Annotated in this window: 15 protein-coding genes; 13 read left to right on the forward strand and 2 right to left on the reverse strand. The window is 58.3% G+C overall.

What is annotated here, in order from left to right:
- Positions 1 to 8: 8 nt before the first annotated feature.
- From NA78x_RS23010 to NA78x_RS23050, 9 genes are all read left to right on the forward strand, one after another.
- Positions 9 to 560, forward strand: a complete 552-nt coding sequence (locus NA78x_RS23010; protein WP_425614730.1) for a hypothetical protein — start codon at positions 9 to 11, stop codon at positions 558 to 560.
- The gene (locus tag NA78x_RS23015; protein WP_425614731.1) at positions 557 to 1,507 is read left to right on the forward strand and encodes an HTTM domain-containing protein; all 951 of its coding nucleotides are present in this window, start codon (positions 557 to 559) and stop codon (positions 1,505 to 1,507) included. The genes NA78x_RS23010 and NA78x_RS23015 overlap by 4 nt, the downstream gene beginning before the upstream one ends.
- Positions 1,504 to 2,727, forward strand: coding sequence for a Tm-1-like ATP-binding domain-containing protein (locus NA78x_RS23020; RefSeq protein WP_425614732.1), 1,224 nt, complete (start codon positions 1,504 to 1,506; stop codon positions 2,725 to 2,727). The genes NA78x_RS23015 and NA78x_RS23020 overlap by 4 nt, the downstream gene beginning before the upstream one ends.
- Positions 2,728 to 3,046: 319 nt before the next feature.
- The gene (locus tag NA78x_RS23025) at positions 3,047 to 6,211 is read left to right on the forward strand and encodes an efflux RND transporter permease subunit (RefSeq protein ID WP_425614733.1); all 3,165 of its coding nucleotides are present in this window, start codon (positions 3,047 to 3,049) and stop codon (positions 6,209 to 6,211) included.
- Positions 6,212 to 6,283: 72 nt separating this feature from the next.
- Entirely contained in the window at positions 6,284 to 7,816 is a 1,533-nt protein-coding gene (locus NA78x_RS23030; RefSeq protein ID WP_425614734.1) for a sialate O-acetylesterase, read from the forward strand.
- An 85-nt stretch (positions 7,817 to 7,901) separates the two neighbouring features.
- Entirely contained in the window at positions 7,902 to 8,381 is a 480-nt protein-coding gene (locus NA78x_RS23035; protein ID WP_425614735.1) for a hypothetical protein, read from the forward strand.
- A gap of 99 nt (positions 8,382 to 8,480) precedes the next feature.
- Positions 8,481 to 10,547, forward strand: a complete 2,067-nt coding sequence (locus tag NA78x_RS23040) for a thioredoxin domain-containing protein (RefSeq protein ID WP_425614736.1) — start codon at positions 8,481 to 8,483, stop codon at positions 10,545 to 10,547.
- Between the two features lie 103 nt (positions 10,548 to 10,650).
- Positions 10,651 to 11,886 carry a PDZ domain-containing protein gene (locus NA78x_RS23045; RefSeq protein ID WP_425614737.1) on the forward strand — a complete coding sequence of 412 codons (1,236 nt, stop codon included), beginning with the start codon at positions 10,651 to 10,653 and terminating at the stop codon, positions 11,884 to 11,886.
- 148 nt (positions 11,887 to 12,034) lie between these two features.
- On the forward strand, positions 12,035 to 12,637 hold the full coding sequence (locus tag NA78x_RS23050) for a hypothetical protein (protein WP_425614738.1): 603 nt from the start codon (positions 12,035 to 12,037) through the stop codon (positions 12,635 to 12,637).
- Here the strand turns inward: NA78x_RS23050 and lpxB are convergent.
- Positions 12,634 to 13,848, reverse strand: coding sequence for a lipid-A-disaccharide synthase (gene lpxB / locus NA78x_RS23055; RefSeq protein ID WP_425614739.1), 1,215 nt, complete (start codon positions 13,846 to 13,848; stop codon positions 12,634 to 12,636). The two genes, NA78x_RS23050 and lpxB, sit on opposite strands and share 4 nt — an antisense overlap.
- 357 nt (positions 13,849 to 14,205) lie before the next feature.
- Between lpxB and NA78x_RS23060 the strand changes: the two genes are divergently transcribed.
- The 4 genes from NA78x_RS23060 (at position 14,206) to glgB (ending at position 19,986) form a co-directional block, all read left to right on the forward strand.
- On the forward strand, positions 14,206 to 14,514 hold the full coding sequence (locus NA78x_RS23060) for a hypothetical protein (RefSeq protein ID WP_425614740.1): 309 nt from the start codon (positions 14,206 to 14,208) through the stop codon (positions 14,512 to 14,514).
- A gap of 397 nt (positions 14,515 to 14,911) precedes the next feature.
- Positions 14,912 to 16,057 (forward strand): aminofutalosine synthase MqnE, encoded by a 1,146-nt coding sequence (gene mqnE / locus NA78x_RS23065; protein ID WP_425614741.1) that lies wholly within the window; start codon positions 14,912 to 14,914, stop codon positions 16,055 to 16,057.
- 858 nt (positions 16,058 to 16,915) lie between these two features.
- Complete coding sequence (locus tag NA78x_RS23070) at positions 16,916 to 17,581, forward strand: RNase H family protein (protein ID WP_425614742.1); 666 nt, start codon at positions 16,916 to 16,918, stop codon at positions 17,579 to 17,581.
- Positions 17,582 to 17,754: 173 nt separating this feature from the next.
- Positions 17,755 to 19,986: a 1,4-alpha-glucan branching protein GlgB gene (gene glgB, locus NA78x_RS23075; RefSeq protein ID WP_425614743.1), complete on the forward strand. Its 2,232-nt coding sequence runs from the start codon at positions 17,755 to 17,757 to the stop codon at positions 19,984 to 19,986.
- 140 nt (positions 19,987 to 20,126) lie between these two features.
- On the opposite strand, the gene NA78x_RS23080 is transcribed toward glgB, so the two are convergent.
- The gene (locus NA78x_RS23080; protein WP_425614744.1) at positions 20,127 to 21,734 is read right to left on the reverse strand and encodes a GumC family protein; all 1,608 of its coding nucleotides are present in this window, start codon (positions 21,732 to 21,734) and stop codon (positions 20,127 to 20,129) included.
- Positions 21,735 to 21,913 lie beyond the last annotated feature (179 nt).

The raw sequence follows: 21,913 nt of genomic DNA on the forward strand, positions 1-21,913 counted from the left end.
TAACGATCATGACGACGCCCCTCCAGAGCATGACGAAAGCCCGGACCATGGCGGGCAATCTCGTCATCGTCTTCCTGCTCGTGCTGATGCTGCAGCAAGGAATGCCTTTGGCCATGCCAGCGGCCACGCTGCACGCGCGCTATGCCGCCGATTGGCTCGGCATCGGACATCAGCCTTGGAACATGTACGCCCCCACTCCCGATCAGCAGAATCATCGCCTCTCGGCTCAAATCATGAGCAGCAACGAGCATGTGATTGCGACATGGCATTCGCCCGCGTGGCGCGATAAGTCCACTTGGCAGCGCTTCTGGGGGCACCGCTGGACCGAGTACTACGACAATATCTGGATGAATCACCACGCAGACCTATGGCCAGCACTCGCGCAGCATGTGGTCCGCGACGCCAAGCTGAAATATTCGCCCGACGATCTACCGCGGCAGGTAAAGTTAATCGCCGAGACCAAAAGTCTGTCGTCGCCGAGTGGCTCTCGCTGGCCAGCACCGATACCGCCGGAAGATTACGACGATAACTGGGTCCTCGCCATCGAGCCGCTGCCATGATGGGCTCTGGCCAATCGCTGAAAACGAGTTGGAGTGGCTTTGCTGCTGCCTGGCAACGATTCTTTCACGGAAGAATCGATGCTCGCCGGCCAGCGCTCGTGCGCATTGGCTTTTCCCTACTCATGCTGGTCTATCTGGCAGTCCTCTATCCCGATCTCGATACGTGGTTTGGTCCACACGGCTTGTTTCCCGCCGAGTTCGATGAGCAGCGCAAACTGCCGCAGCTGTGGTCGGTCCTGCGTTGGATCAATCCGAGCGATCCCGCGGCCAGCGATTGGCTGCATGGCCTCTTTTGGCTGAACATCGTCTGCGTGCTGATGCTGCTCGTCGGCTTCTGCACGCGGCTCAATGCACTCGCGGTATTTGTGTTGCTGGTGAGTTGGCAGAATCGCAACGGCACCATTCTGGAGGGCGAAGACACAGTCTTTCGCCTCGTGAACTTCTATTTACTGCTAATGCCCAGCGGACGAGCCTGGTCGATCGATTCCCTACTCTGGCGTCGCCAACGAGACCGCTGCGAACTGGTTCCCGCCTGGGGACTTCGCTTACTGCAGCTGCAGATGACGGTCATCTTTGTCGCGGCGGGTCTGCACAAGTTGGGCGGCAATCTGTGGCTCGATGGCACCGCCCTCTCTTATGTCGGACGACTCGACGACACCTTTGGCCGCTTCCCTGTCCCCCATCTTCTCTTTGAAACACCCATCCTTGTCAGGCTGATGACCTGGACCGTAATTATCGTCGAAGTCTTCGTCCCCGGCCTCCTGTGGTTCCGCGAAACTCGCCACGCCGCACTAGCGCTGCTCGTTCTCTTTCACCTGTCGAACGAATACGCGATGTTCCTGTTTCTGTTCCACTGGATCATGCTCGTGGGCTGGTCTACATTTTTGACCAGCAGCGACCTGCAATTCTTCTCCCGCATCTTTGCCCGCAGAACGACCGCCCCATGACGATCTACGTTCTCGCCACGCTCGATACCAAAGGTCCGGAAGCGGTCCTCGTTTGTGATCGACTGCGAGAGCTGGGTCTTGCTGTAAAACTAGTCGACACCGGTTGTCTCGGTGAGCCGACATTTACCGCTGATGTTTCTCGCGAGCAACTGTTTGCTGCCGGTGGAACTTCGCTGACTGAACTTCGCCAGCAAAACGATCGCGGCGCAGCAATCGCCGCCGCAGCACAAAGCGCAGCAGCACTCATTCGCCAGGCTTGGGAGCAAAAGCAAGTTACGGGCGTGCTCGCCCTTGGTGGTTCGGCCGGAACAACCATTGGCACTGCCGCGATGCGCGTGTTGCCGATTGGCGTACCAAAAGTAATGGTGAGCACCCTCGCCTCTGGGCAGGTTCGCTCGTACGTGCGCGACAAAGACATCACGATGCTCAACTCGGTCGTCGATATCGCCGGGATCAACCGCCTGAGCAGGCAAATTCTGCTGGAAGCGGCCGCCGCGATGGCTGGCATGATTCAGTTCGCGGCGAAACCTCAAGATTCACAAGATCGGCCGCTCATCGCGGCCACCATGTTCGGCGTGACGACTCCGTGCGTGCAACATGCTCGGCAAATCCTTGAGCTGGCGGGCTACGAAGTGCTCATCTTTCATGCGACGGGCAACGGCGGCGAAGCGATGGAGTCGCTCATTCGCGACGGCCTGATTGCCGGCGTGCTCGATATCACCACGACCGAACTGGCCGATGAACTGGTCGGCGGTGTACTCTCCGCTGGGCCAACACGGCTGACCGCAGCGGGCGAGCGGGGCATTCCGCAAGTCATTTCCGTCGGTGCCCTCGACATGGTCAACTTTGGTCCGCGCGAAACCGTCCCCGCGAAGTTCGCCGACCGTCAGTTCTATCAGCACAATGCCAACGTCACACTGATGCGCACCACTCCTGCCGAGAACGAAACACTCGGAGCCGAGATCGGCCGTAAAGCTGCCGCCGCAAAAGGACCGGTCGAGATTATTCTTCCCCTGCAAGGCATCTCGGCCCTCGATTGCCCCGGCAAGCCCTTCGATGATCCCGCCGTCCGCGAACGACTCTTCGACTCCATCCGGCAGAATGCTGGGAACGTGTCCGTGTCTGCACTCGACCTGCACATCAACGACGCACCGTTTGCCGAGGCGGCTGCGAATTGCCTTCTGCGTCTTCTAAATAGGGTGGGGCGTACGCAGTCGTAAGTCGCCAAGCGAAGAGCCCGGGTCGGGAAAAGTTCTTTCACAAACGGGGTAGGTTTGTGAACACGCCCCCCAGTATCTCTCGGGTGCGGCGCGCCTCAGTGTTCACAAACCCCAGGCGTTTGTGAACACCCTCATTTCCAGGCCGCTTGAACTTACGTCAAGCGAAGCCGGGGCCGTGCCCCGGCTCGGTGGAGCCCAAACCGCTCCCGACGACCTCCTTGCCCAGCAAAGTGCTGGCTGCTTGTAAGGTTTCTCCTCCCCGCCCGGTAAAGCCTCGCAACTACCCATTGCCAGCGCTCAACCAGCCGGGGACCCCGCCATGTGGATCGTGCAACTCGCCCTCAAGCGGCCTTACACCTTTGTGGTGATGGCCCTGCTCATCGTGGTCCTCGGCGTCACGGCGATCCGCCAGATGCGGACCGATATCTTCCCTGAGATCGATATTCCCGTCATCACGGTCATCTGGACCTACAAGGGAATGGAGACGACCGAGGTCGAACGGCGCATCACCACCTACAGCGAATACGCCATCAGTTCGAATGTGAACGACATCAAGCGGATCGAATCCCAAACGCTCAACGGCGTGGGTGTCACCAAGATTTACTTCCATCCGGGTGTCAATGTGGGCGTGGCGATGGCCCAAGTCACTTCGGTCACACAGTCCATTCGGGCGCTCATGCCACCGGGCATTCAGCCCCCCATCATCGTGCGCTACAACGCCTCCAGCGTCCCCATTCTGCAGATCAGCTTAAGCAGCGAGACGATGTCGGAAGAAGAAGTCTACGACTACGGTCTGTACATCCTGCGCACGCAACTCTCGACCGTGCAGGGACTGACCATGCCGACGCCCTACGGTGGTCGCGAACGGCAAGTGATGGTCGACCTCGATCCGCAGTTGCTGCAAGCGAAGGGAATTTCGGCAAAGGAAGTGGCCGACGCCATCAATGCCTACAACCTTGCGTATCCAACGGGTGTGGCTCGCATCGATACCCACGAATATCCCGTGGCGATGAACAACAGCCCGCTCACGCCGGCGACGTTCAACGACATTCCCGTGAAGGTCATCAACGGCGCCACGGTTTACATGCGAGATGTCGCTCAGGTTCGCGATGGCAGCACCTCGCAAACGACGGTCGTGCGCCGCAATGGCAGCCGCGGTGCTCTCGTCACCCTGCTTAAGAACGGCAATGCCTCGACGCTCGATATCGTGAATCAGGTGAAAGAGAAGATGCCGGCGATCAAGGCGGCCGCGCCGGAGAGCTTGCATATTGAACTGCTGTTCGATCAATCGTTATTCGTGACCGCAGCCATCGAGGGTGTGGTTGTCGAAAGCATTATTGCCGGCCTGCTGACGGCTGCGATGATTCTGGTGTTTCTCGGTAGTTGGCGCAGCACGCTTATCGTGGCTGTCTCCATTCCGCTCGCGATTCTGTCATCCATCGTCATGCTTTATCTACTCGGTCACTCGCTGAACGTCATGACGCTCGGCGGCTTGGCTCTGGCAGTTGGCATCCTCGTCGATGACGCAACAGTGGAAATCGAAAACATCCATCGCAACCTGGGACTCGGCAAACCGTTGCGTCAGGCGATTCTGGATGGAGCGATGCAGATCGCGGGGCCGACCTTCGTGTCGACTCTGACGATCAGCATCGTGTTCGTCTCGGTCCTGTTCCTCGAAGGGCCACCCAAGTACCTGTTCACGCCGCTCGCTTTGGCCGTGGCGTTCGCCATGATGGCTTCGTACCTCCTCTCGCGCACCATCGTGCCGACGATGGTCGACTTTCTCCTGCCGGCGGAACTGAAACACGGGCACGGTGGTGGCACAGGCTTCTTCGCTCGCTTTCATCAAAGCTTTGAACGCCGTTTCGAGCAGTTCCGTGACGCGTACGTCGCTCTGCTCGCTTGGAACCTGCGGCATCGGCTGGCGGTCTTTGCCGTCTTCGGCCTGATCGTGCTGAGTGGCTTCATTGCCTTGCCTTGGGTGGGCCGAGACTTCTTCCCGACCGTGGACACCGGACAATTCCGCCTGCACGTCCGAGCGCCGGCAGGCACTCGCATCGAACAGACCGAGCGGTACTTCACTCAGGTGGAAGAAGCGATTCGCGAGATCATTCCCGAGCATGAAGTGGAACTGGTGCTCGACAACATCGGCTTGCCGAATCGCACCTATGCCATGGCCTTCGGCGACAGTGCCACCACGGGCATGGCCGACGGCGAAATCCTGGTCTCCCTTTCGCATCACCGGGCCAAGTCGACTCCCGAGTACATCGCCTCGCTGCGTCGCGAACTGCCGGGACGTTTTCCGGAACTGGTCTTCTTCTTCCAGCCTGCGGATATTGTCAGCCAGATTTTGAACTTCGGTTTGCCAGCTCCCATCGATATTCAGATCGCCGGTATGAACCGTGTCGAAAACTACGCGATGGCCAGCGAGATCGCCGAGCGCGTTCGCAAAATCGATGGTGTGCAAGACGTCCACCTGCACCAGGTGATGAACGTGCCGAAGTTCCAGATCACCGTCGACCAGACGCGAGCTCGCGAACTTGGTTTCACCCAGCAGGACATTGCCAATAGCCTGCTGGTGTCGCTCTCGGGGAGTGGCCAGGTGCAGCCGAACTATTGGGTCGATCCGAATATGGGCATCTCCTACCTGGTGGAAACTCGCACGCCGACCCACAAACTCGACAGCGTCGATTCCATCGAAGGTTTGCCGCTCACTTCTACCAGCAGGCCGGGTGTTCAATTGCTTTCGAACCTGGCGAAGGTCGATCGGGGCGTAACGCCCGAAGTGGTCAATCACACCAACGTGCAACCGGCCTTCGATGTGTACGCCAATGTGCAAGGTCGCGATCTCGGTAGCGTGGCTGGCGAAATCAACGCGATTCTGAGTGAGTTCCGCGCTAACCTGAAGCCGGGCAACACCATCGAAATGCGTGGTCAGGTCGAGAGTATGGAATCGGCCTTCTTCCGCCTGGGACTCGGCCTCGTGTTTGCCGCCGTGCTCGTCTATCTGCTGATGGTCGTCAACTTTCAAAGCTGGCTCGATCCGTTCATTATCATCACGGCTCTACCTGGCGCGTTTGTCGGCATTGTTTGGTCGCTGTTCCTCTGGGACACCACCTTCAGCGTGCCAGCCCTGATGGGAGCCATCATGTCGATTGGTGTGGCCACGGCGAACAGCATTCTGCTGGTCACGTTTGCCAACGAGCAGCGAGCCGAAGGGAAGAATGCCTGGGATGCCGCCCTCGAAGCAGGTCGCACTCGCATGCGTCCCGTACTGATGACCGCCGCCGCCATGATTATCGGCATGTTGCCCATGTCGCTCGGTCTGGGTGAAGGTGGCGAACAGAACGCCCCACTCGGCCGCGCTGTCATCGGCGGTCTGTTTGTCGCCACCCTCACCACGCTCCTCTTCGTGCCGGTTGTCTACAGCCTGCTGCGAACAGGCAAAGTGCGAAGTGAAGAGGCCGCGGACGCCCACTCTTGATTCTCGCATTCCGACGGATTCAACTGATGAACCTGCTTAGAAGGTTCATCAGCCCACCCCGAGGAAGACTTCATGAAACTCTCCGTCCGTTTCCTGTCTGTTCTGGTCGCCGTCGGCGCAACGCTCGGCACGCAATCAGCACGAGCCGAAATCAGGCTCCCCAAGCTGTTCAACGATCACATGGTGTTGCAACAGAACACCGAAGCCAATGTGTGGGGCTGGGCTGCTCCTAATGAAGAAGTAAAGGTAACACTAGGCGACGCGACCGCATCGACCAAGGCCGATGCCGACGGCAAGTGGAAGACCAAGATCAAGACGCCCAAGGCTGGTGGCCCGCACGAACTGAAGTTCAAGGGCACCAACGAGATCACCTTGAAGGACGTTTACAGCGGCGAAGTCTGGATCGCTTCAGGCCAGTCGAACATGGAGTGGTCGGTTGCCCAGTCGCTGAATCCGGCCGAAGAAGCCAAGAATGGTTCGCACCCACTGATCCGCATGATTAAGGTTCGGAAGGAACCGTCGGAACAGCCTGTCGATGACATTCCCGTCGATAACGGGACCGCGAAGACAACTCCCACCAGTGGCTGGGCTGTCGCTGCCCCTGGAACTGTCCCTAGCTTCTCGGCTTGTGGCTACTTCTTCGCGCGTAAACTGGCGGAAGAGTTGAAAGTTCCCGTCGGCATCATCAACACCAGTTGGGGCGGCACCTTGTGCGAAGCTTGGACGAGCAAAGAAGCGCTCGCCGATGTTCCTTCGCTCAAATACATGGCCGATCGCAAGGTCACGATCAGCGAGGCAATGCCCGATCCGAAAGATCCCAGCAAGACGATTCCCGCCCAAAAGAATCCCAACCAACCAGCCGTCCTCTTCAACGGCATGCTCAATCCGGTCGTTCCATTCACGATCGCTGGAGCCATCTGGTATCAAGGCGAATCGAACGTCGGCCGTGCGGACGAGTATCGCACACTGTTTCCGACCATGATCAGGGACTGGCGCACTCGCTTCGGTCAGGGCGATTTCCCGTTCCTGTTTGTGCAACTCGCCCCGTACAAGTACGACGGCAAGAGCCTCGATGCCAACAACTATGACGGCTCGAACAAGCTGGCCGAGTTGTGGGACTCGCAGCTGAAGACGCTCGACCTTTCGAAGAACACCGGCATGTGCGTGACGACCGACATCACCACCATCGGCGACATTCATCCGAAGAACAAGCAAGACGTCGGCAAGCGATTGGCGCTGTGGGCACTCGCCAACACCTACGGCAAGCAGGATCTCGTTTATTCGGGTCCGCTGTATAGCTCGCACGAAATTGAAGGCAGCAAGGTTCGCCTCAAGTTCAAGCACGTCGGCGGTGGTCTCGCTGCCAAAGATGAAAAGCCTTTGACGTTCTTCTTGATTGCCGGCGAAGACCAAAAGTTCGTTCCCGCCAAGGCGACCATCGACGGCGAGACTCTTGTCGTCAGCAGCGACGATGTGCCTAAGCCGGTTGCCGTTCGCTTTTGCTGGAACGCGATTGCCGAACCAAACTTCGCCAACAAGGCTGGTCTGCCCGCTTCGCCGTTCCGCACCGACGACTGGCCCCTCACGACCGTCATCAAAAAATAAGCCCCGCCTTCTCCAAGAATGCTAGGTTTGCTGTTACCACCAATTTGCATACATCCAAGCTGCACACATCCAAACAAGGTACCTTATGAAACGAAGTTTGACGCTGCTGGCAGGTTCGGCAGTAACGCTCCTGGCTGTCTCGACGGCCCTCGCGTTGCCACCCATTCCCCCCTACGTAGCCGAGTACTACGAAAAACATCCGGACGGAGCCAAGATCACCGCCACGCTGAAAGCCCAAACGGGCAAGTGCGGCATGTGCCACATTCCCGGTGCCGATAAGAAGGCCAAGGGACACGGCCTGAACGATTTCGGCAAAGCCGTGCATGACAATCTGAAGCACAAGCTGTTCATGGCCGAACATGCCAAGACGGTTGACGAAAAGTCGACCGCTGAAGAAAAGACCGCAGCCAAGGCGAAAGCCATGGAATTGCTGTCCGAGGCTTTGAAGAAGGCCGCCGAGTTGAAAAACGCCGACGGCAAAGTCTTCGGCGATCTGATCAAGGCCGGCACCATGCCGGGCAACAACCCGCCGGCTCCCGCAGCACCGGCAGCCCCAGCGAAGTAGTTTGCGGAACCGATGTCAGATTTAAAACTCTTCAGCCGTGGATGAAAGTCCACGGCTGATGCTTTTTCAAGGTCTCCCTCAAAAGTTAAAGAAGAAGGCATGCCGAATCGCTTGGCCGCTGAGTCGAGTCCGTACCTGCTGCAGCATCAGAATAATCCGGTGGATTGGTATCCCTGGGGTGCAGAGGCGCTCGCGCGCAGCAAGGCAGAACAGAAACCGATCTTCCTCTCGATCGGCTACTCGGCCTGCCACTGGTGCCACGTGATGGAGCACGAGAGCTTTGAGAGCGTGGGAATTGCAAATGAACTGAATCGGCTGTTTGTGTGCATCAAGGTCGACCGCGAAGAGCGGCCCGATCTCGATCAAATCTACATGAACGCGGTGCAGCTGATGACTGGCCGCGGGGGCTGGCCGATGTCGGTGTTCCTGACGCCTGACCTCGCCCCGTTTTATGGCGGAACCTATTGGCCGCCGATGAAAAAAATGGGAATGCCGGGCTTTCTGGACGTGATTCAAGCCGTGGCTGATGCCTGGGAGAATCGTCGCGACCTCGCCGTGCAACAAGCGGTGGAACTCACCGAACACCTGCAGCAAATCGGCGCAAACGATTCGGCCGATGACCCGCTAGAAGTCGAACTGCTGGAACATGCCAGCCAGCAATTGCTCGGAGCCTTCGATGCCAAGTATGGCGGTTTCGGTCGCGCACCAAAGTTCCCGCATTCTCTCGACCTGCAAGTGCTGCTGCGGGTGTGGAAGAGGAACCAAGACCCCGCGCTGCTGCACATCGTCACACACACGCTCGACCAGATGGCCCGCGGCGGCATCAACGATCATCTGGCTGGCGGGTTCGCCCGCTACAGCGTCGACGAGCGCTGGCTGGTGCCGCACTTCGAAAAGATGCTCTACGACAATGCCCTGCTAACGAGTGCTTATGTAGAAGCTTATCAGGCGACTGCCAATCCGCAGTTCGCGCAAGTTGCCCGCGAGACTTGCGATTACATTCTGGGTTGGATGACCGATGCCGCTGGCGGGTTTCACAGCAGCGAGGATGCCGACAGCGAAGGAGTCGAAGGAAAGTTTTACGTTTGGAAACCGGCCGAAATCGAGGCGGTGCTCGGCGAAGATCGAGCGCGGGCCTTCCGCAAAATCTATGACGTCAGTCCGCAGGGCAATTTCGAGCATGGCCAGAGCATTCTTAATCTGCCTCGCCCAATTGCCGAAGTCGCCGCGGAAGTAGGCATCGACGAAGCAACGCTCGCAGCCGAAATGGCGCGCTGTCGACAGGAATTATTGCAAGCTCGCGAGCAACGAGTTCGCCCCGGCAAAGACGACAAGGTTCTCGTCAGTTGGAACGCGCTGATGATCGATGCGCTGGCCAAAGCAGCGGGCGCGCTGAACGAGCCTCGCTATCTGCAAGCAGCCGAAAAAGCATCGACCTTCTTGCACGAGCAGCTGCGCGATGAAGATGGTCGGTTGCTCCATTGCTGGCGACATGGCCAGGCGAAGTTGGCCGCGTATCTCGACGACTATGCTTACCTCGCCAATGCCTGGATTTCACTCTACGAAGCGAACTTCGACGCGGTTTGGCTCGAGCGGGCAGCCTCGCTGGCCGAGACACTGCTCCAGCACTTTGCCGACAGCGAAGGTGGCGGCTTCTTCTTCACCGCGGACGATCACGAACAGTTGATCGTCCGCAATAAAGACTTGCACGACAGCAGCGTGCCCAGCGGCAATGCCATGGCAGCGCTGGCTTTCATCCGTCTCGGCAAGTTGACCGGCAATCAACAGTATCTGGCTGCGGCCGAAGGCGCACTGCGAGCGGCGATGAGCGTGATGCAACGCACGCCGACCGCAGCGGGGCAGTTGTTGATCGCGCTCGATCTGCTGCTCGGCCCCACGGCCGAGCTGGTGATCGTCGGCGACCGCCAGCGTGAACCGCTGCAGTCGCTGCTACAGGAGTTTCGCCGGCAGTTCCTGCCTCGCTGTGTGGTGGCGGGTCATCGACCAGGGGAGGACGTTCCGTCGATCTTGCAACCGTTGCTCGAAGGGAAGACAACAGCCACCGATAGCCAGCCGCGAGTTTTTGTTTGCCAAGATTTTGCCTGCCAGGCACCCGCGGTGGGGGTCGTAGAAATTCGGCAACTTTGGCAGCGACTGAGCAATTGAGGCACTTTTCCCGCAGCCGGAATGGTGACGATCAGCTATAATCGGCTGCAGAAGTACGCCGCTGCCGCTGGCCCTGTGCTAGCGGTGCAACAGGAGGCCGCGAATGTTGCCAGTCGACCGCCAGTCCCCCCCCACCCGCCTTTGCCAACCCGCATGGTTCGCCACTTTCCTGGCAGGGGCGATGCTATTGAGCAGCGGATTCTCCGCTGCGCAGGAAACGCCCAAGGCTGAATCCCTGGCCACTCCCGAGCAACTGTCGCTGTGGGCCAAGGAACTCGATCACGATTCGTTCGTCGTTCGCGAAGATGCCACCCACAGTTTGATTCGCGCGGGTAAGCCCGCCGTCGATGTTTGCCGCAAAGTCCTGCAAAGCCCCAATGCAGAAACCGGCGCGCGAGCCTTGCATGTACTGCATCAGTTAGCCCTCTCCAACGACATCGATGTTCTGGAATCCGCCCGCACCGCCCTCGAAGAAGTAACGCAGGGGAAGACATCACCGCTCAAGGTTCGGGCCGATGAAGTACTCGCGCAATTGAACGCTCAGAAGCAGGCCATCACCCTCAGCGAACTCGAAGGCCTCGGTGCGCGAATTCGTCGGTCGCAAGTCTTCAATGGCGTCGGTGTCGACGAAGTGATCTCTTCGCTGGAAATTGGCACAGAGTGGCGTGGGACCGAAAGTGATTTTCGCCGTCTGCGCTGGCTGGCTGATGTGCGCCAGGTAGCACTGGTGGGCGATCGCGTGACCGATGCCGCGTTGCCGCATGTTGCCAACATGAAGGGTCTGCGCTCCCTGCAAGCCTATCGTGCGAACATCACCGATGAAGGGCTCAAGTCCCTCGCCGGCTGTGCTCAGCTGGAAGATGTCGGCATCTACTACATCCCCGTGACGAACGAATCGCTCAACGTGCTCAAAGGACTGAAGGCGCTCACCAGCGTGCGAGTTTATGGCACACGAGCAACACCCGAGATGGCTGCCGAACTGCAGGTTAATCTGGGCGCGGGAAAAGTCGACTTTCGCCATGGTGCTTTCCTGGGTGTGGGCTGCATCACCGTCGATACGAACTGTGCCATCAGCCGCGTGCATACCGGCAGCCCGGCCGACAAAGCGGGGGTTCGCCAGGACGATATCGTGCTGGGGTTCAACGGCGAAATGGTTCCGGATTTTGAAACGCTGACGGCGCTCATTTCGAAGTTGCGGGCCGGCGATGTCGCCGAGCTTTCCTTGCGGCGCGTGGCTCTGGCCGATGATGGCCGACCGGTGCATAAGACGGTGGCCATCAAAGTCACGCTCGGCGAATGGGACGTCAATCAGTTCATCATGGGTGCGATCAAAGAATAGCGGCCCTGCTCGCCATTGCAGCCAACTTGCAGACTACTCATTGGCAAGTCAGAATCGCGGCTCCTGCGATTCTCCGTTGGCGCTCATCGCTCGCGTCGCGAGTGCCGCGGAAAAACTGAAATCCATAGGCTGAGAAGAAACTACTAGCATGTCCCGGATCGCGCCTCCCATTCCCAATCGTCTCGACCTGACACTCAGCGACGAGATGCTATTACGCGTCGATTTCGATCGTTCGCACGATCGTTGGCGACATCGCGTGCTGCTCTTGGTACCGGAAGGCAGCCCGATTGTCGCTCCCGTGCTGCTCCTCGAGAGTATCGAAGGGAATTCGGAAGAGGATTGGCCGGCGAGCCCGCCGCTGCAGTTCGTCAGCATCGAAACGCGCCCCAAAAAGCCCCCCGTGGCCCTGTTGATGGGAATGGCCGGCGGCAGTCATTGGTCGGCGAGTGTCGAGCAACAAGCGGCCGAAAAGAGCTTTACGTTTGATGTGGCCTGCCGAGCGAAAGGGCAGCCTGCATTGCTGGGGTCGCGGTATCGCTTGCCGCTGCGTGTTGAAGAAGTATCGCTCGTTGACAATCGGCTGAACTTCACCGCCGCTGGTTTGAACTTTGAATTGACCGGCGTCGCCGCCAAAGATTCGCCGCAACCGACCTTGGAACTGCAAGATCGGGAGTTGCGGGTTCACTTTGGTGAGCCAGTTTCCGCACAGGCCCAAACCTACCGCTGGCTCTATCGCCTGCAGGTCACCTAGGCCGCAAGCATTTTTCGCTGCTTGCCGTTCACCACATTCTTCAAGATGTAGTCCGCGGCATTCGCCGAAGCACCACCGATGGCGAGCGTACTGCGGAGCGCCTCTAGCTTGCGGACAATAGCCAGTCGCGCGGGTTCGTCCTGCAGCCATTCAATCGCATGGGTGGCAACATCCACGCTGCGATCTCGCCAATCGGGATATTCCGGAAACAACACTTTCGCGTGCTGTGGCGAATGGCGATTGTACTTTTCTTTCACGCGCGGGTGAAGCTCGTCCGTCGTCAGCAAGTTGACGAGCGACATGTAGTTGATGCGCGCCAGGCCTTTCATCGCATAGTAAGTGAACATCGGCAACTTGTATTGCACGACGCTCGGCTTGGCATGGTACAGCAGTTCGAGCGACACCGAGCCTGATACGGCGAGGGTGCAGGCGGCCGCGTGAATCAGTTCCGGAGTCTTGCCGGGGATGATCGCCAGGGGCAAACGCGTGTTGCCAAGAATCTTGGCTGCCATCGCGGCCTGCTGCTCGTTGTAGCTGGCAACAGCGAACTGCACGTCCGGCACTTGCCGGTGAATCAACTCCGCGGCGCGCACTTGCGAGGCAAAGTTCTTCGTCACTTCACTGCGGCGAGAACCGGGCAGAATGGTAACCAACCGCCGCGAGCTGTTTTTGAATTGGGCCAGGAACTGCTCATCGAGTTGTTGCGACTTGAGTTCGTCGAAATAGGGATGACCGACGTACTTCGTCGCCGGGCACCCCTGCGAATGAAACCAGGCTTCTTCAAACGGCAATTTGCACAGCGGGTGGTCGATGTACTTGCGAACCTTAGCCACTCGCCACGAAGCCCAGGCCCACAGTTGTGGCAGGCCGTAATAGACCACCGGAATGCCGAGCGCTTTGGCTTTCTTGGCAACGTGCCAGTTAAAACCCGGATAGTCAATCATCACCACCGCATCGGGTCGTTCGGTTTTGAGCGATTGTTCGACCTGCGCAAGCAGTTGGAAGAACTGTGGCAGTTTTACGATTGCCGGCCAGACACCCATGATGGCCAGGTCTGTCATGTCGCGCAGCAGACGACAGCCGGCGGCATTCATGCGTGGGCCGCCAAGACCGATCGCCTCAAAGGTGCCCGCCTTCCGCTCAAGCTGACGAATCAGGTTGGCCCCGTGCAAGTCGCCGCTGGGCTCGCCGACCGAAAAGAATAGTTTCATTGCAGGCTCCTCCTTGAACCGCCGGATTGGAGCAGCAGTTTAGGCCTTCCCAGACGAATCGCAAAGTTCAATCGATCCCATGGTAGGCATCTTGCGCCGCCAGATTGTGTTTACGCTGCTGTCATCTCGACGGAGCGAGATGACTACGGGAGCGACATGACTACGTTGAGAGATCACTGCGGCTTGCAATTAGCTTCCCATTATCCGGCAATCTCTCCGGCATAGGCGCAAGTGGAAATCTGCGAGAGCGATTCCAGCGTGCTAGCGGCCAATTTCGATAACACGATTAGCTCCCTCTGCCACCACTCGGAAACACGGCATTTCACGCCCGGGGAGCCTGTGTGAGGAGATTGCAGCATGATGGAGTTCAATCGCAACCAGTATTTCATGGCCGGGCTGCTGATCTTTTTGCTCGGCGTGCAGTTTCGCACGGTCGAAACCTTCGTTTTGAACGAGCGTTCGACGCAATTTCTGGCCCAGCGCGTGCAAGCCTGGCGACAACCCCAGATGGCCAGCGCCGGCAATAACCTGCCGACAATGATCGCGGCCTCTGGTCCCGTGGCCAATCACCGGCTCAATCCGCCGAAGTGGTTAGGCTGGGCTTTGGTGTCTGTAGGGAGCGTGCTGATTCTGCATAGCTTGTCGTTGAAAAAGCCTGGCGGCTGACCATTTCGGCACCCAATCGGTTTGTGGGGTTCGATCCACCGTACCGGAGGATCTAACGGCCGAGTTGCCTGCCTCGCACCAGCAAAGCGTTCAAAACGTCCTACGCACCTAAGCTCTTTCCTGGTGCGGCTTTGCGCAGCTGAAAACTTTGGCGTGCTGTGGGGATGTATCCACGCCGATATCACTAGTAAGACGCTTGGATGACGTTGAACGCCGCAGGGGCAGACTGAGGCTGCGACAATGTTTCCAAGCGTTTTTTCGTTTCTTGGCGCGGCCCGCTCGGCTGCGGCACCGCATGGACAATCAGTTATCTCAGCCCTACACTCGGCGGTTAGACCGTTAGGATCGATCGCGAGGTTGCGTTCGGCGTACTGAGGCTCTTGCGCAAGTAACTTTCATGGCTGGTTTTTCGACTGCTGCGTTCGACGCGATCAAAGACAAGGTTTATGCCGGCGAGCGGCTCTCGCTCGACGATGGCTTGGTCCTCTACGACCCAGCCACGCCCCTGCATGAGGTGGGGCAACTCGCCAACATCGTCCGCGAGCGGAAGAACGGCAACGCGGCTTACTACAACATCAATACGCACCTAAACGCTACCAACATCTGCGTTTATCGCTGCACCTTCTGTGCGTTTCGCTCGGACCTGCGCGAGGCCAAGGGCTACGCCATGACCGACGAGCAGATTCTCGCTCGCGGCCAGGAAGCGATCGACAATGGTTGCACCGAGTTGCACATCGTCGGCGGTCTGCATCACCAGCGGAAGTACGAATGGTATCTGAACGTCGTCCAACTGCTGCATACCAACTACCCCGACCTGCATCTCAAGGCTTGGACGGCCGTTGAAATCAACTGGTTCGAGTTCCTCACCAAGCGCAGCATCCGCTCGATTCTCGAAGAGCAAATGGCGGCCGGGCTGGGCTCAATGCCAGGCGGCGGTGCCGAAATCTTCCATCCGGAAGTACGCGGCAAGATCTGCGAACATAAAGCGGATGCTCGCAACTGGTTCGATATCCATCGCACGGCTCATCAGCTGGGCCTGAAGACAAACTGCACAATGCTGTACGGGCATATCGAAAACGACTTCCACCGGATCGATCACTTGATTCGCCTGCGCGAATTGCAGGACGAAACGGGGGGCTTCCAGACTTTCATTCCGCTCGCGTTTCACCCCGAAAACACGGGGCTGTCGCACATCAAAAAGCCTTCGGCATTGATGGACCTGCGCACCATGGCCGTCAGCCGGCTGATGCTGGATAACATCCCGCACATCAAGGCTTATTGGATCATGCTAGGCATCGGCACGGCCCAGGCGGCACTCGCCTATGGTGCCGATGATATCGACGGCACCGTTCGTCACGAATTGATCTACCACGATGCGGGAGCCACGACCCCCGAACTGCTCACCACCGAGCAGATTCGCCGCCTGATTGTCGAAGCGGGTCGCGAACCAATCGAACGCGATACCGTCTACAACCGGATCGTGCGCGACCCCTCGAATCCCGCCAAATGGAGCGTCGGCGAGCAGATTCTCGCAGCGGTTTAGTGCTTTTCTTTTCACGCCCCCGGGCCTGCGCCGGGGGCTTATTGGCTTTTGCGCTACGCAATCGACCGACGGCCACCTTGTCGAAGCCCAATCGCAATCACCCAGTTCGCGTTGTTAACATTTTCTAAAAAACAACGAACCATATTACTGACAACCGATCACGACTGTGAGCTAATCTCGGAAAGTTCTCTCACAGCTTGGTAGTTGAGTCTCGTGCCCGCGGTGCGCGGCGGGGATTCCATCGTGCTTGCGCGGTGGAATCTGCGGATTGCAATTGAGGAGCCTGTCCAAGAATTAGCCCGGTTATTGGACAAAGAGGATGAGTTGCAACAACTGATCGAGAGCCGCAAGTGACACGCTGGCAGCAACTTCCGGCAAAATTCAAGAGTCGGTGCCTGTCCAAAAACCCCGGGAATTGTTGGACGTTTTGGCGATTCTCGGCAGGTTGACTTGAAGGCCAAGGTTGCCTGAAACGATAGATCGACCGAGGTTAGCGCAAAAGCCAATGAACCACCGCCGCAGGGGCGGTGGCGTTTGGGGCAGGCTGGCGGGCAACTTCTTGCCGAACTCCGAACTCCGAACTCCGAACTCCGAACTCCGAACTCCGAACTCCGAACTCTTCTTCCCTCCCACCCGCGTAACCGCGCCGCGCACTAGCTCATCTTTCAGCGGAAGCAAACTTTCCCGACTGGATAATCTGGAGAGCTAGGGTAAAGGGTGACGATAGCTTTTGTACGGAGTCGCTGTTCACGCAGTTGACTCGGCGGAGGCGCAGGACAGCCTCTGGTCGTTGGCAGGATGCACGCACATTGGTGATTCCTGACCGGCACCAGACCTCTCACCCCGGCGCATGTACCCATGAGCGTCTCCGCTCCCCACTTCCTGTTGTTCGCTCAGGCCACCGGCAACCTGTTGGTTGGTGCTGGAGCGTCCACCCCCAGTGAAGCCGAAGTCGGCGGTCGTTGGCGGTTTGTCATTCAGTCGGATGACGGACAAACCGTACTCGATGCCGAGGACGAAGAAGAAGGCGATTCGCGCGAGCGTCTCGAACTGCTGGCCATTGTCCGCGGTTTGGAAGCGCTCGATCAACCTTCGCAGGTCACCCTGGTGACGCACAGCCGTGCCGTCAGTCGCGGTTTGAGCGAAGGGCTGGTGCAATGGCGCGAGAACGATTGGCAGTGGGAACGGTTCGGCAGCCTGACTCCTGTGAAGAACAGCGACCTGTGGCGTCGAGTCGACCAAGCCCTGAATATTCACCAAGTGAAATGCCGGCTCGCGACGAGCGGAGGAAGCGATGATTTGAACTTGCCTCAGCCTGCTTCTTCTCCCGCGCAGGCCACTCGCAGCAGTACTCGCCAGCTGCGAGACCGAACTGTTCGTTTCGATCCTGGTACACCTGCCACGACGCCAGATTCGACCGCGGTCAAACCAACACCGCGACGATCACGAAGTCGCCAACCGGTCGCCAACAACTCGCTGCTGCAACGAAGCTGGAACAGTTTGCAGCAGCTCTTCGGCCGGTAACCAGAACGTCTAAGTCAGGATTTCTCAGACAAGCCTTTGCCACGACACGCCTCACCCGGGGCTATGGCAACGGTCTGCCTAATGGCCCCCTTTGCAGCCAATTTTTTATGCCAGCAACAAGCGAGCCAAAGATTCACCCCCCTCAGGATATCGATCTCTCGAAGGAGCCGAGCGTGCGCACGACTGTTTCTTTGCAAAATATGAACTCGTTGTTGGAAGGCAATTTGCATGATCCCGATCGCGTGCTCGGGCCTGCCTTAGTGCAACATGAGGGCCGTTCGCACGTTGCAGTGCGGGCTTTTTCGCCCGAATCGCAGCAAGCGTGGGTCGTGGACGAATCTCATCGCGTTTCCCGCCCGATGCGCAAAATTCATCCTGCCGGACTGTTTGAAGCGTTCTGCCCGTTGCCCTCAGGCTCGGAGCGGCCACAATATCAGCTTAGGTTTGCCACTGAAGGGGGCGAGATGAAAACGCAGCATGATCCATATTCCTTTGAACCAATGCTCTCCTCGTTTGATTTGCATTTGTTCGGCGAAGGTCGGTTACTGAAGGCTTACGAAAAACTGGGTGCGCAGCTTCGCGAAGTCAACGGCGTGAAGGGTGTCAACTTCGCTGTTTGGGCACCGAACGCGCAAAGCATTTCGGTCGTGGGCGATTTCAATTCGTGGGATGCTCGTCGGCACTTGATGCGTCGCCGCGATTCGAGCGGTGTGTGGGAACTGTTCGTGCCCGCCCTCAAGGTTGGCGAAAAGTACAAGTTCCGCGTAAAGACCAAATGGGGCGAAGTGATCGACAAGTCCGATCCGTTTGGCTTTGCCGCCGAACTTCCTCCCTGCACCGCGTCGATCGTGACCGACCTCACGCGGCACCAATGGAAAGACAGCGAATGGATGGCCAAGCGGGCCGCGCAAAACCCGCTCGAAAAACCCTTCAGCTGCTACGAGGTTCACCTCGGTAGCTGGCGCCGCGATCCCTCGCGCCAACATGGCTGGCTGTCGTATCGCGACCTGGCACATCAACTGGTCGACTATTGCCGCGAGATGAGCTACACGCACATCGAGCTGATGCCGATCAGCGAGCATCCCTACTCCGGCAGCTGGGGCTATCAAACGGTCGGCTATTTTGCCGCTACCAGCCGTCACGGCTCGCCCGAAGACTTCATGTACTTTGTCGACTACTGCCACCAGAACGATATTGGTGTGATTGTCGACTGGGTTCCTGCTCACTTTCCCAAAGATGGGCACGGCCTGCGCCGTTTCGATGGCACTGCCATGTTCGAGCACGAAGATCCCCGCAAGGGCGAACATCCCGACTGGGGAACGATGATCTTCAACTACGGGCGCAACGAAGTGCGCAACTTCCTGCTCTCGAATGCCCTCTTCTGGTTCGACAAGTTTCACATCGATGGTCTGCGGGTCGATGCCGTTGCTTCGATGCTGTACCTCGATTACAGCCGTAAAGAAGGGGAGTGGATTCCGAACGAACATGGTGGCCGCGAGAACCTGGAAGCCATCTCGCTGCTGCGTGAGTTCAATTACGAAGCTCACGGCAACTTCCCGGGCGTGCTGACCATTGCCGAAGAATCGACCGCTTGGGGCGGCGTTTCGCGACCGGTCGAAACGGGCGGTCTCGGCTTCAGCATCAAGTGGAACATGGGCTGGATGAATGACACGCTCCGCTTCATGAAGCACGAGCCCATTCACCGCGCTCATCACCACGACGAACTGACCTTCAGCTTGATCTATGCCTTTACCGAAAACTTCTGCTTGCCGCTGTCGCACGACGAAGTGGTCCACGGCAAGAAGTCGCTACTGGCTCAGATGCCGGGCGACTTGTGGCAACGATTCGCGAACTTGCGGTTGCTCTACTCGTACATGTGGACCCATCCAGGCAAAAAGCTGCTCTACATGGGCAGCGACTTTGGCCAGTGGAACGAATGGAACCACGATGCCGAATTGCAGTGGGATCTGCTGCAATGGGAATCGCATGCCGGCGTAAAGAAGATGGTTGCCGATGCCAATGCTCTGCTCGTGAGCGAACCCGCCTTGTACGAACGAGACTTCGACAAAGATGGCTTCGAATGGATCGATTGCAACGCCCACGCCGATAGCGCCCTGAGCTATCTACGGAAGGCAAAGGATCCAGAAGACTTCCTCGTGGTGGTCCACAACTTCACGCCAGTGGTTCGCGAGAACTATCCAATCGGTGTGCCGCGAGGTGGCTGGTATCAGGAAGTGTTCAACAGCGATTCGCAATACTACGGCGGGTCGAACCAAGGCAACTTCCCCGGTCGTCAGGCCGAAGAACCAGGCTGGCACTTCCGCCCCTACAAGATCAACATCACGTTGCCACCATTGGCCACCGTGGTGCTCAAGCCAGAAAAGCTGGTGAAGATCGTCGAGTAGCCAAGGTAGTCTTCTCGCTCCGCCGAGATGGATTGAACCGTAGTCATCTCGCTCCGCCGAGATGGATTGAACCGTAGTCATCTCGCTCCGCCGAGATGACCTGAGCCACGGCCCAGCGTGGCCACTGCCCTCAAAATCGATCACCGCGGCAAGCTAGGGGCTGCTTCGCTGCGGCGCATCGACATCGCCGAAAGACTCGCGGGCTCTTCCACGGCCTCGCGCTCGCGAGTCGCAGAGGCTGAACGAACAGGCTCCGGCTGTACGGGCTCGTTCGGTGGATCGACCGGATCCCAGAGGCGACGACGACGTTCCGAAAGAAACACCACCCCGCCGCTGACCAGGCAGGCCAACACAAAACCGCCGGCCAGCACCTGAATCGGCTTGGGGTTCACGGGCGTGATGGAGTGCGATGGCCGCTGTAGCAGGTTCAAGCTAGAGATCTTGGCGTTTTGCAGTTCCTGATCAATGCGAGTTTGCTCGACATACTCCGAGTACTTGCCGTACTGATTGGCGGCGAGATCGATCGACCGCTGCAATTGAGCGATCTGGACTTCTGTCTGATTGAACGCCTTGAGCTCCGCTTTGGCGTCAGCCAGTTGCGTGGTGAGTGCGGCCTGCTTGGCCCGCAAAGCGACCACTTGTGAGGCGCGAGAACTGAGAGCCAGTTCGCTCTCTTGGCGAACCTTGTTCAGCGACTTGGTGGTTTGCATTTTCGGGCCTTCGTCGCCCAGGATTCCCTTCGCCTGCTTGATTTGTTCGCGCACGGCCATCAGCTGCGGCGATTCATCGGTCTGCCGCGTCGCCAAGCCGCGCTCCAGCACCTCAAGATCGAAGAGCTTGGTTCGCATCTGGTTTTCCGGAGTATCAGGCTGGCCCGTGGTTTCTTCCGCCGTGACCAGTTCCGGGATGCGAGCCATTTCAGCTTGGCGTGCCTTTACCTCTGCGGTGGCTGAGGAAAGTTCCGCTTCGGTATCGAGCAGGGCGCTCTTGGTATCGGCGATGCGCTTCAGCAGCAGTTCTCGCTGCGTGTTGAGTTCGGCAAAGCCCGATTCGTTCTTCAGATCGCGCAGCTTGTTTTCGAGCACTTCCAGATCACCGCGCAGCTGTGTCTCTTTCTTCTCGAAGAAATCGTGCGAGCCTTTGGTGCGATTGATTCGCAGATGTTCGGACTGAGCCTGCGCCACGATCGCTTCGACAATGTCGCGAGCAATGGCTGCATCGTCGGCGACGTATGCCACGGTAACGATGCTCGTCTTGCGCACGGCCGTCACCCGCAGATTTTTCTGCAACGTGGTGATGGCCTTGTCGCGAACGTCGTACACCTTGAGCGGGTTAAGGTTGTAGGGCTCGAGCTTTTCGAGCACGTCTTTGATGGCCTGCTTGGGAGACCAACCGGTGGAACCGCCCGTCTTGCGACCAAAAATCGCATCGATGCCCAGCGTATCGACTACCTTCTCGGCCAATTCGCGGCTGACGAGCAACTGCTCGACGGCGTTCACATCCCCTTCGCGAGAATCCTGCAAGCTCACCACCTGGCCGGTGGTTGCCGAAGGATCGAGGGCCACGCTTTCGCGACCAACACGTACGAAAATCTTCGCTTCCGATTCGTACATTCGCTTGGCTGTCGACAGATACGCAGCAGCGGCCGAGCAGACCAAAACGAAGGCTAAGAGAGCCTTCCCCTTGTGCCGCCAGAGCGCTTCTTTGGCCTGGGCGAAGGAGATTTCCGGTTGAAACAGATTTTCCATAAATTCAAACCCAGCTTGACATTCGGGTCGCTGCCGAAGGGTTGCTGGCAGGCGAACCGGGCAAGTGCTGCTGGAATTTCATCGTAGTTGCCGACTAGGTTTGTTTCTAGGAGATGGCTCGGTAGAACTCTCCGCAATCGCGCTCGATGGTGAAAAAATCCTTATGGGATACAATCTTG

The organism is Anatilimnocola aquadivae, assembly GCF_049819085.1.
Taxonomy (GTDB): domain Bacteria; phylum Planctomycetota; class Planctomycetia; order Pirellulales; family Pirellulaceae; genus Anatilimnocola.